Origin of the sequence: Streptomyces sp. WMMC940, from assembly GCF_027460265.1 — a bacterium.
In the GTDB taxonomy this organism is placed as follows: Bacteria; Actinomycetota; Actinomycetes; order Streptomycetales; family Streptomycetaceae; genus Streptomyces.
In genome coordinates this window covers 532,928-550,361 of record NZ_JAPZBC010000001.1, presented here as the reverse complement: position 1 = coordinate 550,361, position 17,434 = coordinate 532,928, and the positions used below count along the sequence as shown (strand labels likewise).

General features: G+C 71.4%; 22 protein-coding genes and 2 pseudogenes. 20 read left to right on the top strand and 4 right to left on the bottom strand.

The window, feature by feature from the left end; all coding sequences use genetic code 11:
- The 16 genes from O7595_RS02560 (at window position 1) to O7595_RS02485 (ending at window position 9,869) form a co-directional block, all read left to right on the top strand.
- Window positions 1-468, top strand: a complete 468-nt coding sequence (locus O7595_RS02560) for a gas vesicle protein (protein WP_269732342.1) — start codon at window positions 1-3, stop codon at window positions 466-468.
- Window positions 461-1,429 carry a GvpL/GvpF family gas vesicle protein gene (locus O7595_RS02555; protein WP_269727078.1) on the top strand — a complete coding sequence of 323 codons (969 nt, stop codon included), beginning with the start codon at window positions 461-463 and terminating at the stop codon, window positions 1,427-1,429. Before O7595_RS02560 ends, O7595_RS02555 begins: the two co-directional genes overlap by 8 nt.
- A complete protein-coding gene (locus O7595_RS02550) occupies window positions 1,426-1,755 on the top strand; it encodes a gas vesicle protein (RefSeq protein WP_443071549.1) in 330 nt (109 codons plus the stop codon). Before O7595_RS02555 ends, O7595_RS02550 begins: the two co-directional genes overlap by 4 nt.
- The gene (locus tag O7595_RS02545) at window positions 1,745-2,152 is read left to right on the top strand and encodes a gas vesicle protein K (protein WP_269727077.1); all 408 of its coding nucleotides are present in this window, start codon (window positions 1,745-1,747) and stop codon (window positions 2,150-2,152) included. The genes O7595_RS02550 and O7595_RS02545 overlap by 11 nt, the downstream gene beginning before the upstream one ends.
- Before the next feature lie 330 nt (window positions 2,153-2,482).
- Window positions 2,483-2,791 carry a gas vesicle protein GvpO gene (locus O7595_RS02540; RefSeq protein WP_269727076.1) on the top strand — a complete coding sequence of 103 codons (309 nt, stop codon included), beginning with the start codon at window positions 2,483-2,485 and terminating at the stop codon, window positions 2,789-2,791.
- A gap of 174 nt (window positions 2,792-2,965) precedes the next feature.
- On the top strand, window positions 2,966-3,388 hold the full coding sequence (locus O7595_RS02535; protein ID WP_269727075.1) for a gas vesicle structural protein GvpA: 423 nt from the start codon (window positions 2,966-2,968) through the stop codon (window positions 3,386-3,388).
- Window positions 3,385-4,101 (top strand): GvpL/GvpF family gas vesicle protein, encoded by a 717-nt coding sequence (locus O7595_RS02530; RefSeq protein ID WP_269727074.1) that lies wholly within the window; start codon window positions 3,385-3,387, stop codon window positions 4,099-4,101. Before O7595_RS02535 ends, O7595_RS02530 begins: the two co-directional genes overlap by 4 nt.
- 6 nt (window positions 4,102-4,107) lie before the next feature.
- The gene (locus O7595_RS02525) at window positions 4,108-4,344 is read left to right on the top strand and encodes a gas vesicle protein GvpG (protein WP_269727073.1); all 237 of its coding nucleotides are present in this window, start codon (window positions 4,108-4,110) and stop codon (window positions 4,342-4,344) included.
- A 19-nt stretch (window positions 4,345-4,363) separates the two neighbouring features.
- Window positions 4,364-5,365: a hypothetical protein gene (locus O7595_RS02520; RefSeq protein ID WP_269727072.1), complete on the top strand. Its 1,002-nt coding sequence runs from the start codon at window positions 4,364-4,366 to the stop codon at window positions 5,363-5,365.
- On the top strand, window positions 5,358-6,203 hold the full coding sequence (locus O7595_RS02515) for a hypothetical protein (RefSeq protein ID WP_269727071.1): 846 nt from the start codon (window positions 5,358-5,360) through the stop codon (window positions 6,201-6,203). Before O7595_RS02520 ends, O7595_RS02515 begins: the two co-directional genes overlap by 8 nt.
- The gene (locus O7595_RS02510; protein ID WP_093655001.1) at window positions 6,200-6,514 is read left to right on the top strand and encodes a gas vesicle protein; all 315 of its coding nucleotides are present in this window, start codon (window positions 6,200-6,202) and stop codon (window positions 6,512-6,514) included. The genes O7595_RS02515 and O7595_RS02510 overlap by 4 nt, the downstream gene beginning before the upstream one ends.
- Window positions 6,511-7,389, top strand: coding sequence for a GvpL/GvpF family gas vesicle protein (locus tag O7595_RS02505; protein ID WP_269727070.1), 879 nt, complete (start codon window positions 6,511-6,513; stop codon window positions 7,387-7,389). The genes O7595_RS02510 and O7595_RS02505 overlap by 4 nt, the downstream gene beginning before the upstream one ends.
- Window positions 7,390-7,436: 47 nt before the next feature.
- Complete coding sequence (locus tag O7595_RS02500) at window positions 7,437-7,682, top strand: gas vesicle protein (protein ID WP_269732340.1); 246 nt, start codon at window positions 7,437-7,439, stop codon at window positions 7,680-7,682.
- An 11-nt stretch (window positions 7,683-7,693) separates the two neighbouring features.
- Window positions 7,694-7,960: a gas vesicle protein K gene (locus tag O7595_RS02495; RefSeq protein WP_443071811.1), complete on the top strand. Its 267-nt coding sequence runs from the start codon at window positions 7,694-7,696 to the stop codon at window positions 7,958-7,960.
- Between the two features lie 45 nt (window positions 7,961-8,005).
- The gene (locus O7595_RS02490) at window positions 8,006-8,494 is read left to right on the top strand and encodes a hemerythrin domain-containing protein (protein ID WP_269727068.1); all 489 of its coding nucleotides are present in this window, start codon (window positions 8,006-8,008) and stop codon (window positions 8,492-8,494) included.
- A 190-nt stretch (window positions 8,495-8,684) separates the two neighbouring features.
- Window positions 8,685-9,869, top strand: coding sequence for an alcohol dehydrogenase catalytic domain-containing protein (locus O7595_RS02485; protein WP_269727067.1), 1,185 nt, complete (start codon window positions 8,685-8,687; stop codon window positions 9,867-9,869).
- 61 nt (window positions 9,870-9,930) lie between these two features.
- Here O7595_RS02485 and O7595_RS02480 read toward each other — a convergent pair whose 3' ends face one another.
- Complete coding sequence (locus tag O7595_RS02480) at window positions 9,931-10,422, bottom strand: hypothetical protein (RefSeq protein ID WP_269727066.1); 492 nt, start codon at window positions 10,420-10,422, stop codon at window positions 9,931-9,933.
- Window positions 10,423-10,852: 430 nt separating this feature from the next.
- On the opposite strand from O7595_RS02480, the pseudogene O7595_RS33790 reads away from it, so the two are divergent.
- Window positions 10,853-11,017, top strand: a pseudogene (locus tag O7595_RS33790) (SDR family oxidoreductase); the annotation flags it as partial.
- Between the two features lie 129 nt (window positions 11,018-11,146).
- Window positions 11,147-12,136 (top strand): TIGR03557 family F420-dependent LLM class oxidoreductase, encoded by a 990-nt coding sequence (locus tag O7595_RS02475; protein WP_269727065.1) that lies wholly within the window; start codon window positions 11,147-11,149, stop codon window positions 12,134-12,136.
- A gap of 806 nt (window positions 12,137-12,942) precedes the next feature.
- On the opposite strand, the gene O7595_RS02465 is transcribed toward O7595_RS02475, so the two are convergent.
- A complete protein-coding gene (locus O7595_RS02465) occupies window positions 12,943-13,074 on the bottom strand; it encodes a LuxR C-terminal-related transcriptional regulator (RefSeq protein ID WP_269732339.1) in 132 nt (43 codons plus the stop codon).
- 110 nt (window positions 13,075-13,184) lie between these two features.
- Window positions 13,185-13,742, bottom strand: a pseudogene (locus O7595_RS02460) (histidine kinase); the annotation flags it as partial.
- A 271-nt stretch (window positions 13,743-14,013) separates the two neighbouring features.
- Here O7595_RS02460 and O7595_RS02455 point away from each other — a divergent pair.
- Window positions 14,014-14,484, top strand: coding sequence for a cation:proton antiporter regulatory subunit (locus O7595_RS02455; RefSeq protein ID WP_269732338.1), 471 nt, complete (start codon window positions 14,014-14,016; stop codon window positions 14,482-14,484).
- A 5-nt stretch (window positions 14,485-14,489) separates the two neighbouring features.
- Window positions 14,490-15,773 (top strand): cation:proton antiporter, encoded by a 1,284-nt coding sequence (locus O7595_RS02450; RefSeq protein WP_269727064.1) that lies wholly within the window; start codon window positions 14,490-14,492, stop codon window positions 15,771-15,773.
- Window positions 15,774-16,109: 336 nt separating this feature from the next.
- Here O7595_RS02450 and O7595_RS02445 read toward each other — a convergent pair whose 3' ends face one another.
- On the bottom strand, window positions 16,110-17,225 hold the full coding sequence (locus O7595_RS02445; RefSeq protein WP_269727063.1) for a mechanosensitive ion channel family protein: 1,116 nt from the start codon (window positions 17,223-17,225) through the stop codon (window positions 16,110-16,112).
- Between the last annotated feature and the right edge of the window lie 209 nt (window positions 17,226-17,434).

Sequence of the window (17,434 nt, the reverse complement as noted above, 5' to 3'; positions counted from 1 at the left end):
ATGGGGTCCTATCCGTCCAGGGCCGCGCCGTACGGGCAGAGCTCCACCGCCAATCTGGCGGACATCCTGGAGCGCGTCCTGGACAAGGGGATCGTCATCGCGGGCGACATCCAGATCAATCTGCTCGACATCGAGCTGTTGACCATCAAACTCCGCCTGTTGGTCGCCTCGGTCGACAAGGCCAAGGAAATGGGCATCGACTGGTGGGAGCACGATCCCGCGCTGTCCTCACGGGCCCGCGGAGGCGAACGTTCGCTCGCCGAGGAGAACCGGAGGCTGAGGGCCGAGGTCGAGGCCCTGCGCCGCGGTGAGCCGCTGCCTGAGGGCGGGCGCCGTTCCGTTGCCGGCGAGCGGTCCGCTCCCGCCGAGGAGGCGGAGGAGGAGCCGGCCGAGGCCGAACTCGTCGAGGAGGAGCCGCCGAGGCGGTCCCGGCCGGCCCGGCGCCCCAGGAAGGCACGCGATGAGTGACCGCGTCAGCTACGTCTATGCCGTGCTGCGGGAGGCGCCCGGCCTCCGGGAGGCCGTCGCCGGGCTCGACGGTGTCGCCGGAGGGCCCGTACGCCTGCTCCCCCTCACCGGTGGTGCCGGGCTGCTGCTCGCGGTGAGCCCCGTGCCGTCGGAGGACTTCCATGAGGAGGCCCTCAAACGGCAGCTGGAGGACCTGCGATGGCTGGAGTCCGTCGCCCGCGCCCACCACGCCGTGATCGAGCAGCTTTCCGCCCGTACCACCGTCCTGCCGTTGCGTCTGGCCACCGTGTATCTGGACGACGAGCGGGCGAGGAGTGCCCTGGACGCGCAGTGGGAGTCGCTCGCGGAGCGGCTGTCCCATCTCGCCGCCCATGTGGAGTGGGGTGTCAAGATCTACGTCGAGCCGTCGGCCTCAGCTGATTCCGGGCCCGCCGAACCCGTGGGATCCGAGGAGCTCAGCCCGGGGCGGGCGTACCTGCGCACCCGCAAGGCCCAGCGCACCGTCCGGGACACGGCTCACCGCGCGGCGCGGACCGCCGCAGAACGGATCGAGGAGACGGGGCGCCGCTATGCCGCCGGCCGGGCCCGCCATCGCGTGCAGCAGGGCGAGCTCGCGGCCGCGCCGGGCGAGAACGTCCTCAACGACGCGTACCTCGTGCCGAGGGACCGGGCCGAGGAGTTCCGCGACGAGGTGAGCCGTGCTGCGGAGGGCCTGGACGGAGTACGGGTCGAACTCACCGGCCCCTGGGCACCGTACTCGTTCGCCACCGCGCCGGAGGCGGCGGAGTCGGAGGCGGCCGGCACGGCGCCGGCGCCACGAGGCGAGGGCCCTCCGGCCGGGGGCGAGTCACGTGAGGCGGCCGGGCCGAGGGGGAACGTCTTCCGGGCGAAGGGCGAGCCCGGAGAGGCCGCTGCGCACTCGCAGGCGCCCGCCGGGAACGAGCGGGGCGCGGAGACGTGACGGAGCCCCGCCCGCTGCCGGCGACGTCTCCCCGGCCCTCGGAGACCGGGTCCGCCCTGCCGGACCGTCAGGTCGCCCTCATCGACCTGCTGGACCGGTTGCTCAGCGGGGGAGTCGTCCTGACCGGCGACGTGGTCCTGTCCATCGCGGACATCGATCTCGTACGCATCTCGCTCCGTGCCCTCATCATGTCGATCCGCTCCTCGGAGGGCGGCGACGCCTCGGCGGGCAGTGCCTTTCCCGGAAACAGCGCCTCGGCGGGCGGTGGCATCGGGCGCGCGACGGAAAGCGGCGGCATGGCGGGGGGCGGTGGCGGTGGCCCCTGAGGCGGAGGGGGAGCGTGGCCGCCGCTTCGACGAGGTCGCCGAAGCCGCGGCCCGGGCCTTCCGCCTGCTGCCCGCCGCGCCCCAGGACCTGCCCGCGGCGGGCAGGTCCGCGCCGTCACCCGCCCGCAGGATCAGCGCCGACCCCGACACCGTGGAACGCGACCTCGTACGGCTCGTCCTCACGCTCGTGGAACTGCTCCGCCAACTGATGGAACGTCAGGCGCTGCACCGCGTCGACCAGGGCGACCTCAGCGAGGAGCAGGAGGAGCGGCTGGGGGCGACGCTCATGATCCTCCACGACCGCATGACGGACCTGTGCGCCCAGTACGGGCTGACGATGGAGGACCTCAACCTGGACCTCGGGCCCCTCGGCACCCTGCTGCCGCCGGCCGACTGAGCGAGCGCGGCGGCCGTCCTCGCCGCGGCCGCCCAGGCGGGACCACGCCCCGCCGTGTGGCCTGAGCGGGCAGTTCGGACGTCCGAGGCCCCTCCGCATCCGCGCGCGTGTCGCACAGGACTCCGGGTACGCGAGCGCCTATGAACACCAACTGTCCTGCTCCGGTCCGCCGCCCAGGGGGAGCGTGTCCCGTCGGCATCGGCACCCGTCCCTCCCGGGACGCCGCCGATGCCTCGTCGGGTACCGGGCACCGGTGCCGGAACACGTGTGTGACACATGGTCAGGTTTTCGCCGACGACATGCGGCAACCAGAGGGAGGACGAGGTCGCGATGACCAACTCAACCAGAAGGTCCGGTGGCGGTGACACCGGGGCGGACCGTCCGTCGACCGCGATCGACGTCATGCGGGCGGCCCGCGACCAGCTCACCGAACTCACCGGAAGGCAGGTCGAGTCGGTGTCGTCCTTCGCACGGACGGAGGACGGCTGGGAGCTCGCCGTCGAGGTGGTCGAGCTCGCCCGTATCCCCGACACGACAAGCCTGCTCGCGACGTACGAGGTGTCCCTGGACCCCGAAGGGGAGCTGACCACGTACCGACGCATCCGGCGATACGAGCGTGGGAGGGCGGACTCCTCCTGAGGTCCGGGCCACCGGCCGTCGGCTCCGGGGCACGGTGCGCGCGACCACGGCCCGCGCCCCCGTCGCATCCACCTCGTGCTGCACCCGTGCGTGACCGCGGGATCTCGTCGGCGTGCCCGCCGACCGGACCCGAGGCGCACGGACCATGACGACCAGAGAGGGAGGACCGGAACCATGACGGTTGTTCCGGCACAACAGAGCCGCTCCGGCGGCGGTACCAGCGGACTGTACGACGTCCTCGAACTCGTCCTCGACCGAGGACTCGTGATCGACGCGTTCGTACGGGTGTCGCTGGTCGGCATCGAGATCCTGAAGATCGACGTCCGAGTCGTCGTCGCCAGCGTCGACACCTATCTGCGCTTCGCCGAGGCGTGCAACCGCCTCGACCTGGAATCGGGCCGCAACGCCAGCCCCGGACTGCCCGATCTCGTCGGTGAGATAACCGAGTCCGGCGCGCGGGGCAAGTCCAAGGGCGCGCTCTCGGGCGCCGCCCAGACCATCTCCGAGGCCTTCGAGAAGGCCCGTGACGAGAGCGGCTCGGAGAACAGGCCGCGCACCCGGCGTACCACGTCGCGCAAGAAGGAGGAGCAGGAGTGAGCACGTACGTCTACGGCATCGCCCGCCGCTCCCACCCGGGCCCGGCGACCGAACTCGTCGGAGTCGGCGATCCGCCGCTCCCCGTGCGGACCGTCGTCGGCGGCGAACTGATCGCCATCGTCAGCGACGCGCCCGAGAACCTGAGGCCCAAGCGCCGCGACCTGCTCGCCCACCAGAACGTTCTCGCCGAGGCATCCGCGACCGGCGCGGTGCTGCCGATGAGGTTCGGCGGGGTGTCGCCCGACGACGACGCGGTGAAGGCGGTCCTCGCGGAACGCGCGGAGCACTTCGAGCAGCGGCTCACGGCCCTCGACGGCAGGGTCGAGTACAACGTGAAGGCCTCCCACGACGAGGAGGCCGTACTGCACCGCATCCTCGCCGAGAACGCCGAGCTGCGCGCCATGAGCGAGGCCAACAAGGCGGCAGGCGGCGGTACCCAGGAGCAGAAGCTCCGGCTCGGCGAGCGGATCGTGGCGGCCGTGCAGCAGCGGGAGCTGATCGACGCCGACATCGTGCAGCGCGAACTCAACGGTCTGACCGAGTCGGTCAGCGTCGGCCCGGAGTCCACCGGCTGGCTTGCCAACATCTCCTGCCTGGTCGCCCGGGACGACGCGGACGCGTTCGTCGCGGCCGTCGACAAGCTGGCCAAGGACAACCCGCACTTGTCGCTTCAGCTCAACGGCCCGTTGCCCCCCTACAGCTTCGTGGAGTGAACCCCCATGGGACTGCTGGGTGAGCTGCTGCTCCTGCCCGCGGCGCCCGTCCGGGGCACCTTCTGGGTGCTCCGGCAGGTCGCCGACGAGGCGGAGCGGCGGTACTACGACCCTTCGACCATCCGGCGCGAACTGGCCGTTTTGGAACGTCAGTTGGAGGAGGGCGAGATAAGCGAGGAGGAGTTCGACCGTCGCGAGGACGAGCTTCTCGACCGGCTGGAGAGGGCGGCGGGGGCGTCATGAGCAGAGGGGCGGCGGCACGATGAACAACGGGCTCGCAGTGGGGCTCGCGGTCGGCGCGGGCTATGTGCTGGGGCGGACGAGGAAGGCGAGACTCGCCCTGGCCGTCGGCACCGTCGTGGTGTGCAGGCGGCTCGGCCTGGGGCCGCGCGCACTGGTCGGGTTGATCACCCATCCGTTCCGGGGCAGTCCCCAGTTCAAGGAGATCGGCGACCAGCTGCGCGAGGACCTGAACGGCGTCGGCAGCGCCGCGGTCGGCGCCGTCGTCAACCGGCAGCTCAACGGGTTGGCGGACCGGCTGCGGGAGCGCACGCTCGACGTCCGGGACCGGGTGTACGGAGCAGTCGGGCCGGGGACGGCGCGTCGCTCCGACGACGAAGTCGACGAACCGGACGACTTCGACGGCCCCGGCCAACGCGACGACGTCGACGAACCCGTCGAATCCGATGAAACTGTCGAATCCGACGAACTCGACGAACCTGACGAGGGTTTCGAGGGGGACTTCGACGACTTCGACGGGGACGAGGCAGACCTGGACATGGGCAGCAGTCTGGATGCGGATGCGGCCATGGACCAGGACGAAGACATCGCCGACGGCGCCGACGACCTCGGGGAGTCCGCTCCCGGCGAGGCCGCACCCGAGAGGTCGAAGCAATCCACCGCCCCGACGGCGGAGCGGAGGAAGGCCGCGCCCGCCGCGAAGAGGTCGCCCGGCGCCGGCAACTCCGGCTCGGCGGGGGAGGAGGCCGCGCCCGGGAAGGCGCCGGCCAGGAGGACGGCTGCGAAGAAGGCCCCGACCAGGGGGACCGCGGCGGGGAAGACCGCGGCCAAGAAGGCGCCGGCCAAGAAGTCCGCGAGGCGGAAGCCCGCCGACCGGAAGTCCGCAGCGACAAAGACCACCGCGAGGACCACCGCGAAGACCACTGCCAAGAAGGCGTCCTCGTCCCGGAAGAGGACGCCGGCGAAGCGAACCACCGCCGCCGCGAGGAGCGTTCCCGCACGGGAAGGCCGAACCGATGACTGACGCGAGAAGCACCGGCGGCATGCTCTCGGCAGTGGACCCGGACGCGGTCGAGCGCGTGAAGGCCGAACTCCGTGACCATGCCGTCGCCCGGGCGGAGTATCTGCTGGCCGCCCTCGGCCGCGGGCTCGGCCAGGCGGTCGTCACGCTGCAGGACATCGCGGACGGCCGCAGTCCCGGCTTCGCGAGGCTCGCCCTCGACGGCGGCCGTAAGCTCTCACAGGGCAAGAGCCCCCTGCGCGCGGCGGTGGAGATGGGCGCCTCCCGCCTCAGCAACGGCATCATCGGTCGCATCGCGAGGCGGGTCCCCACCGGAGGCGACGGCGGACCCGCCGTCGTGGTGGAGTCCGTCGATGTCGGGGTGCCCGTGGTCCGTGCGTGCGACCTGTGGAGTCGTCAGGAAGCACTGCCCGCACTCGCGATGGGGGCCAGGGACGAGACGGCTTCGGACGGGACCGGCGTCGTCTGGACCTCGCGTGGGACGAAGGGCACCGTCGACGGCGTCGTGACCTTCCACGCGATCGGGGACACACTCACCCGGATCCTGCTCGTCGTCGAGTACCGCCCCAAAGGGCTCGTCGGGCGCGCCGGCGCTCTGCTGGGCACCCCCCGCCGCCGGGCACGCCTCGACCTCACGGGCTTCGCGCGGCGCGTCGCGATGAGGGAGCGGGCGCAGGAGGGGGAGGACCGCGCCCGGGCCGATGCCGACCGCGACCACGCCACGAGCCAGGACGACCAGGAATTCGACCACCACGGGTCGCATGACCACGGGTCGTACGCCGACGAGACCCACGACCGCGAGACGGCCCGCGCCGAGGCCGGGACCGGAGGACATCCATGACCACCCCGAGCCGGCTCCCGGACCCCTACGGCTCCGGAGGATCGGGAGCCAACCTCGCCGACATCCTCGAACGGGTGCTCGACAAGGGCATCGTCATCGCCGGCGACATCCGCATCAACCTGCTCGACATCGAACTGCTCACCATCAAGCTGCGCCTCGTCGTGGCCTCGGTCGAACGGGCGAAGGAGATGGGCATCGACTGGTGGGAGGACGACCCCTCGCTGTCCTCCGGAGCCCGCAGGCGTGAACTCTCCGAGGAGAACGAGCGGTTGCGACAGCGCATCGCTGCCCTGGAGGCGGATACCGCATGACGGACGTGCGTTATGTGTACGCCGTGATCCCGCCCTTCGACGACGCCGGCGCGAAGCCGCACGAGACGGTGCAAGGAGTGTCCGGCGCCCGCGCGAGACTGCTGGCGCACCACGGCCTCGTCGCCGTGCTGAGCGACGTGCCGGCCGAGGAGTTCTCCGATGTCGCCCTTCGTGAACGGCTGGAGGACCTCGACTGGCTCGCAGCCACCGCACGCGGCCACGACGCCGTGGTCAGCGCGCTGACCACGGCCACCACACCGCTTCCCCTGCGCCTGGTGACGGTGTGCCGGGACGACGACGGCGTCCGGCGGCTGCTGGACTCGGGTCGCGAACAGTTCACCCGGGCCCTGGAACGGCTTGACGGGCGCGTCGAATGGGGGGTCAAGGTCTATGCCGAGGGGGCCGAGGGCACCCAGGAGCCGCGGAGCGGCGCACGGGACGTGCCGGCGGGGCGTGATCACCGGCCGGAGGGCACTGGTCCCGGTGACTCCGGCGACGCGCGGGCGCAAGGTCGCCGCCCCGCCTCCGGTCGCGACTATCTGAAGCAGCGGATGCGCCGTCGCGACGCCACCGAGGGCGTCTGGGCCCGGGCCGAGGCCGTCTGCCGCACCCTGCACACGGAACTCTCCCGCCACGCGGAGGCCGAGTGCGTTCACCGGCCCCAGGACCCCAGGCTGCCGGGAGCGGCGCGCGGGAACGTGCTCAACGCCGCCTATCTCGTCCCCCGCGAGGACGGTGACGCGTTCGCCGACGAGGTGCGGCGGCTGACGCCGCGCGGTACCGGCATCCGCGTGGAACTGACCGGGCCGTGGGCGCCGTACTCCTTCGCCGTCACCACGGCCGTACCGGAAGCCGAGGGGAGCGAGGCGGAGTGACGTCATCGACGGATCCGGCCGTACCGTGGGACACCCGGACGGCGCCGCTGGAGGCCGGACCGCTCGCACAGCGGCAGTTGGCGCTGGTCGACCTGCTGGACCGGCTGCTCGCGGGCGGCGTGGTGATCAAGGGGGACCTGACCCTGCGCATCGCTGACGTCGACCTCGTGCGTATCGACCTCAACGCGCTTGTCTGCTCGGTGGGGTCCGTGGTCGCCTCGCCATTCGAGGACGGCGGCGGCTCCGGTACGTACGGGCCGCGCGCCGACGGACCGCCGGGAGGAACGGGATGAGCGGGCGGCACATGGACCTCTACCCCGACACCGTCGAGCGTGACCTGGCCCAACTGGTGCTCACCGTCGTGGAGTTGCTGCGACAGCTCATGGAACGCCAGGCGTTGCGCCGGGTGGAGACCGGCGACCTCACGGAGGAGCAGGAGGAGCGCATCGGCCTCACGCTCATGCTGCTCGAGGAGCGCATGGACGAGCTGCTGGAGAAGTTCGGGCTTCGCCCGGAGGACCTGAACATCGACCTGGGCCCGCTCGGCCCGTTGCTCCCTCGCGACGGCTGAACGACGAGCATGCCCGCAGATCACGATTCCCGAAGGAAGGCCGCGATGACGTCACACGATGTGGTGGAGCTGATTCTCGAGGACCACCGGACGATGGAGGACCTCCTCCGCAGGATGCGCAGCATCGAAGCGGACCGTGCGAAGGCCCTCCGTGAGTTCTCCCGGCTGCTCATCGCCCACGGCGAGGCCGAGGAGTCGGAGGTCTATCCCGCGCTGAGGCGCTACAGGAAGATCGACAACGACGAGGTCGATCACGGCGAGGAGGAGCACGCCGAGGGAAACGAGGCACTTCTCGCGCTGCTGGAGGCGGACGGCGCCGGCGACGGCGAGTGGGACGAGAGGCTGGAGAAGCTGGTCCGGGCCGTCGGCCACCACCTCGACGAGGAGGAGAGGACCCTGCTCAACGAAGCCCGCCGCCATGTGCCCGAGGAGCGGAGGGCCGAGCTCGGCGAGGCCTTCAGGCGCGAGCGCGACGGGCTGCTCGCCTCCGACTGCGGGGCGGTCGAGAACGTACGCCGTCTGGTCAAGGGCTGAGGATCCTCAGGGCTGAGGAGACCGGGCGGGGGCAGAGCCACCGGGTGCCGGTCCGGACTCCTCCACCCCGTCCGCGAATGCATGCGGGTGAGACCTCCATGTGTGGCGGAACATCTGTCGGGCAGGTGGACACAGAGGCGGGCAGGACAGGATTCCCGCCCCGTTCCCACCTCCCGTGCTCGGAGGAGACATGCGTGCACTGACATGGCAGGGCCGGCGCGATGTGCGGGTGGAGACCGTGTCCGACCCCTCGATCAAAGAATCCACCGACGTCCTGGTGCGCATCACGTCCACCGGCATCTGCGGATCCGACCTGCATCTCTACGAGGTCATGGGGCCCTACCTCGACCCGGGCGACATCCTCGGCCATGAACCGATGGGAGTCGTCGAGGAGGTCGGCGAGGACATCGCCGCCCTCGGCGTGGGCGACCGGGTGGTTGTTCCTTTCAACATCTCTTGTGGCACGTGCTACATGTGCGGCCAGGGGCTCCACTCCCAGTGCGAGACGACCCAGGTCAAGGAGCGCGGCATGGGCGCCGCGCTGTTCGGCTACACCAAGTTGTACGGACAGGTGCCGGGAGGCCAGGCCGAGCTGCTGCGGGTCCCCTTCGGAGACACCCTGCCGATCAAGGTTCCCCACGGGCCGCCGGACGAGCGGTTCGTCTACCTCTCCGACGTGCTGCCCACGGCCTGGCAAGCCGTGGAGTATGCCGCGGTCCCGCCGGGCGGGACCCTCGCCGTGCTCGGTCTGGGGCCGATCGGGGAGATGGCGTGCCGTATCGCCCTGCACCACGGCGCACGGCTCGTCGTGGGTGTCGATCTCGTACCGGAGCGGCTCCGGCGGGCCGGCGCCCGAGGTGTGCGGACCTTCGATCTGCGCGCCCAGGGCAAGGATCTGATCGACGCCGTCCGCGGCCTCACCGAGGGGCGCGGGACGGACGCGGTCATCGACGCGGTCGGCATGGAGGCCCACGGCGCACCCGTCGCAAAGGCCGCTCACTGGCTCGTCGGGATGCTGCCGGATGCCGTCGCGGAGCGGCTGATGGAGCACGCCGGCGTCGACCGGCTGAGCGCCCTCCACACGGCGATCGAACTCGTACGGCGCGGCGGAACCGTCTCGGTGGCGGGTGTCTACGGGGGCTCGGCCGATCCGATGCCCATGCTGCGGATGTTCGACAAGCAGATCCAGCTGCGCATGGGCCAGGCGAATGTCAGGCGGTGGGTTGACGACATCATGCCGCTGCTCGGCGACGACGACCCTCTCGGGGTCGAGGGCTTCGCGACCCACACCATGCCCCTGGAGGAGGCGCCCCGGGCCTACAAGATGTTCCAGGCCAAGGAGGACGGCATGATCAAGACCTTGCTCAAGCCCTGACCAGGGGCACGGCGGCGGCTGGGCTCGGTTCCTGCCCCAGTCGTGGCGCGGCGTTTCCCGGTCAGTCCTGCTCCCGGTTGAGGACCGCATCGGCCGCTGCCAGGTGCAGTTCCTCCACGGTGGCCATCTGGCTCTGCGCGCGGCCCATCAACTCGTCCAACTGTGCCGTGGTGAGCGGTCCCGTCCGCTGCGCCGGCGGTGTGAGGGCGCGCCAGAGCATGTACTTCCCCTGAATGCCCATCCGGAGCGCCTCCAGTTCGACGATCGTGCTGAGCCCCGCGCGTCGCAGTGCCCGCCCGTTGGGCTTGAACCGGGCGGCCTTCTCCATGACCCAGCCGGTGCAGACCTTGTACCGGTGGGGGGCGATGCCGAGAACTCCCATCAGTTCCCGCAGGGTCTTGCGGTCCTGTGCGATGTCGTCCGCGAGTCGGCGCAGTTCCGCCGCGCGGGGAGACGACCGGTGGGCGCGCGCCATCCGCCGGGCGAGTTCGACCCCGGACGTGGCGCCGGACAAGTGGTCGTTGAGATAGATGCGGAGGGCGTCTCGGTGCACGGGAGGGCTCCAAACTGTCGGACGCGACGGGGCGCTGCGTCTGGATCGGTGGACTGATCACGGGGTGGCCGTCGACTCGCAGGGCGCGGGCCACCTGTTTCTCGCCCTCATGTCTTTCCGCCGACGTGCACGAACTTGCTTCGTGCCCCCACCCTCGCCCGTTCGGAGTCACACCGGGCAGCCGGCCGGGCCCGGGTGGTGGCGCCCCGGGTCTGGTGGACGGACGGGCGGGCAGCCAGCCGGGTGTCCCCGGGAGCGCGAAGGACCGGGTCGCTCCCGCCGGTTCGTCGCGCCCACGGCGATCGGGAACGTACCGACTCGACAGGACGAACGTGACGGCGGCGAGGGAACCTGAGCGGCTCGATCCTGTCACCGCACACCCGCAGTCGGAATTCGCCGACACCGTGACCTTCACCCAGGGGCCGCCCGGATGGTCGCCACGGACGGAGTGCGTGTGAACGCCGTCGCGCCGGGGCCGGTGTGGACGCCCCTGACCCCGGCGACGATGCCCGACACCAGGGAGTTCGGGAAGCAGGCTCCGCTCGGCAGTCCGGCTGAGCCGGTGGAAATGTCACTGGCATATGCCTTCATTGCGTTCGACCGGGCCGCTTCATCACGGCGGAAGTCCGCAACACCACCGGGGCACGCCGCTGCCCTGAGGCCGGCTTTCACGATGGGACCGGCGGCGGAGTTTCCCGGCACTGGCGAAGGGCAACCAGGCAATATGGTGCAAATCGGATACACGATGCTGACGGAACAGGCCGGCCCCCGACAGCTGGTCGACCACGTGATGCACGCGGAGGACGTCGGGTTCGACTTCTCCGTGACCTCCGACCACGCCTTTCCCTGGCTGCGCGCCCAGGGGCACTCGCCTTACGCGTGGAGCGTCCTCGGCGCGGCGGCGCAGGCCACTTCCGAGATCCCGCTGATGACCTTCGTCACCTGTCCGACGATGCGGTACCACCCCGCCGTCGTGGCGCAGAAGGCGGCAACGCTCCAGATCCTGTCGGAGGGGCGTTTCCGGCTCGGACTGGGATCGGGAGAGAACCTCAACGAGCACATCGTCGGGGACTGGCCGCCCGCCGGCGTACGCCTGGAGATGCTCGGTGAGGCGGTGGGGATCATCAGGGAGCTGTTCCGCGGGGAGCACGTCAGCAGGCACGGCGGCTACTTCACCGTGGACTCCGCCAAGCTGTGGGACCTGCCGGACGAACCGCCGCCGATCGGCATCGCCGTCTCGGGCGACCGGTCCTGCGGACTCGCGGGGCGGCTCGCCGACCTGATGATCGCGGTCGAGCCCGCGCGTTCCCTCACCCAGTCCTTCGCGCGTGCCGGGGGAGCGGGCAAGCCCCGCATCGGTCAGATGGCCGTCTGCTACGACACCGATCGTGACGTCGCGGTGCGGCGCGCGCACGAACAGTTCAAGTGGTTCGGCATGGGCTGGAAGGTGAATGCGGAACTTCCGCACCCCGACTCGTTCGCGGCGGCCACCCGGTACGTGCGGCCCGAGGACGTGGCGCAGGCCATCCCCTGCGGAGACGACCCGGAGGCGTTCGTGGAGGCGGTGCGCGGCTTCGTCGACGCGGGCTTCACCGAGGTCGCCCTCGTGCAGATCGGGGGCAGCACCCAGCATGATTTCCTGGCCTGGGCCGAGGAGAAGCTGTTGCCCGAACTGCACGCGCTCGGCGGGGGCGGCGGCGCGATGGCGGCGTAGCCGCCACCTGGCGCGCGGGATGCACGGGTGCGCCCAGACGTGCGGGGTGCGCGAGACGTGCGGGGCCCGCACGCGGGAGCGCTCGTGCTCTCGGCGCACGACCAGGGACGGGGGTGCCGCTCACGCGTCGCGTCATGGAGGGGACCGTCTGACGTCGCTCCACGGCGCGCGTCCGGCCGGTCGCCCCTGGCGCCGCCGCCTCTGGCCGGCGCGGTGGCTGCCGCGGACGCAGCCTTCCTTCGTACGCCACGCCGGCTCGCGTGCCACTCCCACGGGTCCGAACAACGACTGCGCGTGGTGGCCGGTTCGGTTGGTTTGCCGCCGTGTGAGGACTCCACGTACTACCGCTCGCCGTCGACGGGCAGCGGTGACGGCTCACTGGATTCCGCCCCCGACGGGCCCACGTCGCCGGGGACCGCGGCGGACCCGGCCGTGGCCCGAGCGTCCCTCCGGTCCGTCGGCGGTTCCCGTCTCCCTTCGGCGCAGGCATCCTTTCCCCGTCCCGGCAGCCGTGCCGGGGCCGCTCTCAGGATGCGGGCGAGCATGTCCGCCTCGCACTATCCGGGTGTCGACCGGGACCTGCTGCGCGGGTGCCGAATCCTCGTGCTGGCGATGATCACAACGTGGCGGTGGGATCGGCGCGACCGGTTCCCAGACGGGCACCGACGGGGAACGGAGTGGCTCAGCCGGATCCGGGAAGCACTCGACGGCAACGGCTTGACAGGGCGTCAGGGGCACGGGCCGGCGGGTCCGTGACCGTTGCCACCGCTACCGCAGCCGTATCCGGTGGAACCGCACCCGTGTCGTCAGGGTTCGATGAGCCCCACGCGGATCGCGTACCGCGTGAGTTCCAGCCGGTCGCGCGGCCCGAGCTTCTGGAGCAGATTGGCGCGGTGGCGCTCGACCGTCTTGGCGCTGATGAACAGGATGTCGCCGATCTCCTTCGAGGTGTGGCCCTCCGCGACGAGCTTGAGGATCTCCTCCTCGCGCTCGGTGATGGGCCTGGCCGGCAGCGTGTCGCCCTGGAGGGCCCGGTCGAGGTACTTCCCTCCAGCACCCCCGGCCGCAGCCGTCGGGCGATGCGCCGGATCTCGTCGAGACTTGCCCTGACCGTCTCCTGCGCCTGGTGGAGGTCTCCCCGTACGGGCTCCCGGGCACGGTCGGCGGCGTGCTTGATCTGCAGCAGAACGGCCGTGAGGGTCTGTCCGATCTCGTCGTGCAGTTCCTGGGCGCCGCGCCGCCGCTCGGACTCCTGCGCGGACAGCACCCGGCCGCTGCTCGTGGCGCGCTCGCTCTCCAGCCGGTCGAGCATCGCGTTGAACGTCTTCGTCAGCTCCGCCATCTCGCCCCGGCCCGTGACGACCGGTCGGGCGCCCGGCCGCAGCAGATCGGCCGTGGCCATGGCGCGGGTAAGCCGCTGCAGCGGAGCGAGCCCGACCCTCAGCAGGACCGCGTTGGCGATCAGCATGGCGATCAGCCCCGCCCCGATGACCGCCGCCTCGGCCAGCAGCACGGGCGTGGAGACCGTGACCGGGCCGAGCAGCAGCAGGACCGCCACCACCAGAACGGCGGCGTTGAGGAGGAAGATCCGCCAGTACAGCGACATGGGCTCGCCTCTCTCGGTGGGCTCCCACCTCCACTATTGCCTGCCCGCGGGCGACGGGCCTCCCCTGCGCGTCCGGGGCGCGGCGGGTCCCACGCCACCCGGACAAGCGTCTCGACCACGCGGCTCCGCGTCCATACGTGCCGACACCCATGTTCGAGCTCAGCGGCGAGATGGCAACATTGCTCGTCGCCGCGCGCGTCCCCGAACGGGGCGCCGTGGTCCGCACATCAGTCCGCAAGACCAGAGGGGATGGGCCGTGCCTGCCTCACGGATGAGCACCACGCCGCTGCCCGGCATCGGTGTCCAGTACGACCTCACCACGCGTGAACACCGCCATCTGTCGGTGGTCGCGCACCGGGACGGCACCCGGACGGTGAACGTCTACCGCGCCGACGACCCCGACGCCTGCGCCCAGTCCCTGCACCTCTCGTCGGGGGAGACGGCATCGCTCATCGACGCGCTGATGCCGGACCACCACAGCCCCAACGTGCTCCACACCACGGACCTCGGCCTCGTCGCCGAGCGCATCGAACTGTCCGCCCACTCGCACTGGAACGGCCGCGTACTCGGCGACATGCGGATGCGCACGGAGACCGGCGCGTCCGTGGTCGCGGTGCTGCGCAGGGCGGAGGCGACCCCGTCGCCGACGCCCGACTTCCGGCTCGCCGGCGGCGACACCCTGATCGTCATCGGTACCCGTGAGGGCATCGAGGCGGCGGCGGCCATCCTCGGACGGGAGTGACACGCGTGCACTCCGCCCTCTTCCTGATCGAGTTCGGTGCGATCATCCTCGGCCTCGGCCTCCTGGGCCGTGTCGCCGGACGCTTCCGGTTCTCCCCGATCCCGCTCTACCTGCTCGCCGGTCTCGCCTTCGGAGAGGGCGGTCTCCTGCCGCTCGGCGCGAGCGAGGAGTTCGTCGCCATCGGCGCCGAGATCGGCGTCATCCTGCTGCTGCTGATGCTGGGCCTGGAATACACGGCCAGCGACCTGGTGTCCAACCTCAAGACCCAGTACCCGGCCGGGCTCGTCGACTTCACCCTGAACGCCGTGCCCGGCGCCGTCGCGGCGCTGCTGCTCGGGTGGGGGCCGGTGGCCGCGGTGGTCCTGGCCGGGGTCACCTGGATCTCGTCCTCGGGCGTCATCGCCAAGGTGATGGGCGACCTCGGGCGGATCGGGAACCGCGAGACACCGGTCATCCTGAGCATCCTCGTCCTGGAGGACTTGGCGATGGCGGTGTACCTGCCGATCGTCACGGCCCTGCTGGCCGGGGTCGGCCTCGCCGCGGGCAGCATCACCCTCGCGATCGCCCTCGGCGTGGCCGGAGCGGTGCTGTTCGCCGCCTTGCGCTACGGCAGGGTCATCTCGCGCTTCGTCTCCAGCGACGACCCCGAGAAGCTGCTGCTGGTCGTGCTGGGGCTGACGCTGCTGGTCGCGGGCATCGCCCAGCAACTGCAGGTGTCCGCGGCGGTCGGCGCGTTCCTCGTGGGCATCGCCCTCTCCGGCGAGGTCGCGGAGGGCGCCCACACCCTCCTCAGCCCGCTGCGGGACCTGTTCGCGGCAGTCTTCTTCGTGTTCTTCGGCCTGCACACCGACCCGGCGAGCATCCCGCCGGTCATTCTGCCCGCGTTCGCCCTCGCCGTCGTCACGGCCTGCACGAAGGTAGCCACGGGCTACTGGGCCGCCAAGCGGGCCGGGGTCGGTGTCAAGGGACGCTGGCGCGCCGGCGGCACGCTGGTGGCGCGCGGCGAGTTCTCCATCGTCATCGCGGGTCTCGCCGTCACCGCGGGAATCGAGCCGGCCCTGGGCCCGCTCGCCACGGCGTACGTCCTCGTCCTCGTCGTCATGGGCCCGCTCACCGCCCGCTTCACCGAACCCCTCGCCACCCGCCTCACCGGTCGCGGCGGGCCGGTGGGGACGGCTCCGGTGGTACGGCAGGCCCCGGGGCCTGCGGCGGACGGCCCGGTCGGCGACACGGCGGCGGACGGGGACGGCACGGTGATGTCGGACCGGGACGCGGTGGACCGCGCCTGAGCGTCGGGGCCGTTCGACGAGGAGTACCGCAGGGGCCGCCGGCTGCTGCGGGGGTCCGGAAACCCCTGCCAGAGCGTCCGACGGGCGGCCCGGGCAGGGGCGTCCGGCGCACAGAGGCGGCCCGGCCGACACGGCGAGAGCCCGCATCGCCCACGGCACCCGGCGGAGATCCGGACCGTGCGGTCGTGTCCGGTCGCGTCGTCGCGGACCGGCCACCACGGCGGCCGGTCCGCGTCTTGAACTCGGCGCCGGAGTGGCCGCGTCGCCCCGGGCAGGCGACGCGGACCGCCGGAGCCGCGGCGGAACGGCGGAGTACGGATGGACCGCCGCGCCTCGTCAGACCGGTGGCGTCGGGCTCACCGGCGTGGTCATCGCGTCCGTGGCGACGCGCGGACCGGGGATCGGCAGCTCGGGCTGCGGGATCTCCGTCTGGTGGACGGAGACGATGCGCCGGGGAGCGGGCACGCTGATGCCCTCCGACCGGTAGCGCTTGTGCAGCCGCTTGATGAACTCGTGCTTGATCCGGTACTGGTCGCTGAACTCGCCGACCCCGAGGATCACCGTGAACCCGATCCGGGAGTCGCCGAACGTGTGGAAGCGGACGAGGGGTTCATGGTCGGGCAAACCCCCCTCGACATCGGCCATGACGCTCTTCACGACCTCGACGGTCACGCGCTCGACGTGCTCGAGGTCGCTGTCGTAGCCGACCCCCACCTGCACCAGGAGCGACATGTGCTGCTCCGGGCGGTGGTAGTTGGTCATGTTGGTGCCGGACAGCTTCGTGTTGGGGATGATCACGAGGTTGTGCGAGAGCGTACGCACGACGGTGTTGCGCCAGTTGATGTCGACGACATAGCCCTCCTCACCGCTGCTGAGCTTGATGTAGTGACCGGGCTGCACCGTGCGGGAGGCGAGGATGTGCACGCCCGCGAAGAGATTGGCCAGGGTGTCCTGCAGGGCCAGCGCCACCGCCAGACCACCCACCCCCAGCGCGGTGAGCAGCGGTGCGATGGAGACGCCCAGAGTCTCCAGCATCACCAGGAAACCCATGGCCAGGACCACGACGCGGGTGATGTTCACGAAGATGGTGGCCGAACCGGCGACACCGGACCTGGACTGCGCCAGGGCCTGCACCATTCCGGCGACGACCCGTGCGACGGTGACCGTCGCGGCAAGGATCAGCACCGCCGTCAGCGTCATGGTGACGTTGCGTCCCACCCGGGCCGTCAGGGGGAGCGCCGAGGCGGCGACCGCCGCGCCACCGGTCACCGCGGCCCAGGGGACGATCGTCCGCAGGCCGTCGACGATGATGTCGTCGCCGCTCCACTTCGTTCTCCCGGCGCGTACCCCGAGCCATCTCAGGATCACCCGGAGCAGTACGGCGGCCGCTGTGCCGGCCGCCAGCGCGATGCCGGCGACGACGAGGTCGTGGAGGGTGAGGGCCCGGGTCACCTCGTAGCTCCCGGTGCATGGGGGAGGGCGCGGCGGGGTGCGCCTGCCGCAGTGAGTCGGATGTGATGAGTCGTCACGAGCCACCTGTGCGTGTCGGGGGATGCCGTTGTGCGTCGCGCCGGGCCGTTCGGTCCGTCCGGCGCGCGAGTCATCCTGCCGCATCTGTCGTACCGTCACATGATCGGCCCCGCTGTGGGGTCCGTGCCCTG

Bases quoted from the DNA above. Each gene is read 5' to 3' on its own strand.
- O7595_RS02560 (WP_269732342.1), top strand. From the start codon at position 1: ATGGGGTCCTATCCGTCCAGGGCCGCGCCGTACGGGCAGAGCTCCACC.
- O7595_RS02555 (WP_269727078.1), top strand. From the start codon at position 461: ATGAGTGACCGCGTCAGCTACGTCTATGCCGTGCTGCGGGAGGCGCCC.
- O7595_RS02540 (WP_269727076.1), top strand. From the start codon at position 2,483: ATGACCAACTCAACCAGAAGGTCCGGTGGCGGTGACACCGGGGCGGAC.
- O7595_RS02535 (WP_269727075.1), top strand. From the start codon at position 2,966: ATGACGGTTGTTCCGGCACAACAGAGCCGCTCCGGCGGCGGTACCAGC.
- O7595_RS02525 (WP_269727073.1), top strand. From the start codon at position 4,108: ATGGGACTGCTGGGTGAGCTGCTGCTCCTGCCCGCGGCGCCCGTCCGG.
- O7595_RS02520 (WP_269727072.1), top strand. From the start codon at position 4,364: ATGAACAACGGGCTCGCAGTGGGGCTCGCGGTCGGCGCGGGCTATGTG.
- O7595_RS02515 (WP_269727071.1), top strand. From the start codon at position 5,358: ATGACTGACGCGAGAAGCACCGGCGGCATGCTCTCGGCAGTGGACCCG.
- O7595_RS02510 (WP_093655001.1), top strand. From the start codon at position 6,200: ATGACCACCCCGAGCCGGCTCCCGGACCCCTACGGCTCCGGAGGATCG.
- O7595_RS02505 (WP_269727070.1), top strand. From the start codon at position 6,511: ATGACGGACGTGCGTTATGTGTACGCCGTGATCCCGCCCTTCGACGAC.
- O7595_RS02495 (WP_443071811.1), top strand. From the start codon at position 7,694: ATGGACCTCTACCCCGACACCGTCGAGCGTGACCTGGCCCAACTGGTG.
- O7595_RS02490 (WP_269727068.1), top strand. From the start codon at position 8,006: ATGACGTCACACGATGTGGTGGAGCTGATTCTCGAGGACCACCGGACG.
- O7595_RS02485 (WP_269727067.1), top strand. From the start codon at position 8,685: ATGCGTGCACTGACATGGCAGGGCCGGCGCGATGTGCGGGTGGAGACC.
- O7595_RS02475 (WP_269727065.1), top strand. From the start codon at position 11,147: ATGGTGCAAATCGGATACACGATGCTGACGGAACAGGCCGGCCCCCGA.
- O7595_RS02455 (WP_269732338.1), top strand. From the start codon at position 14,014: ATGAGCACCACGCCGCTGCCCGGCATCGGTGTCCAGTACGACCTCACC.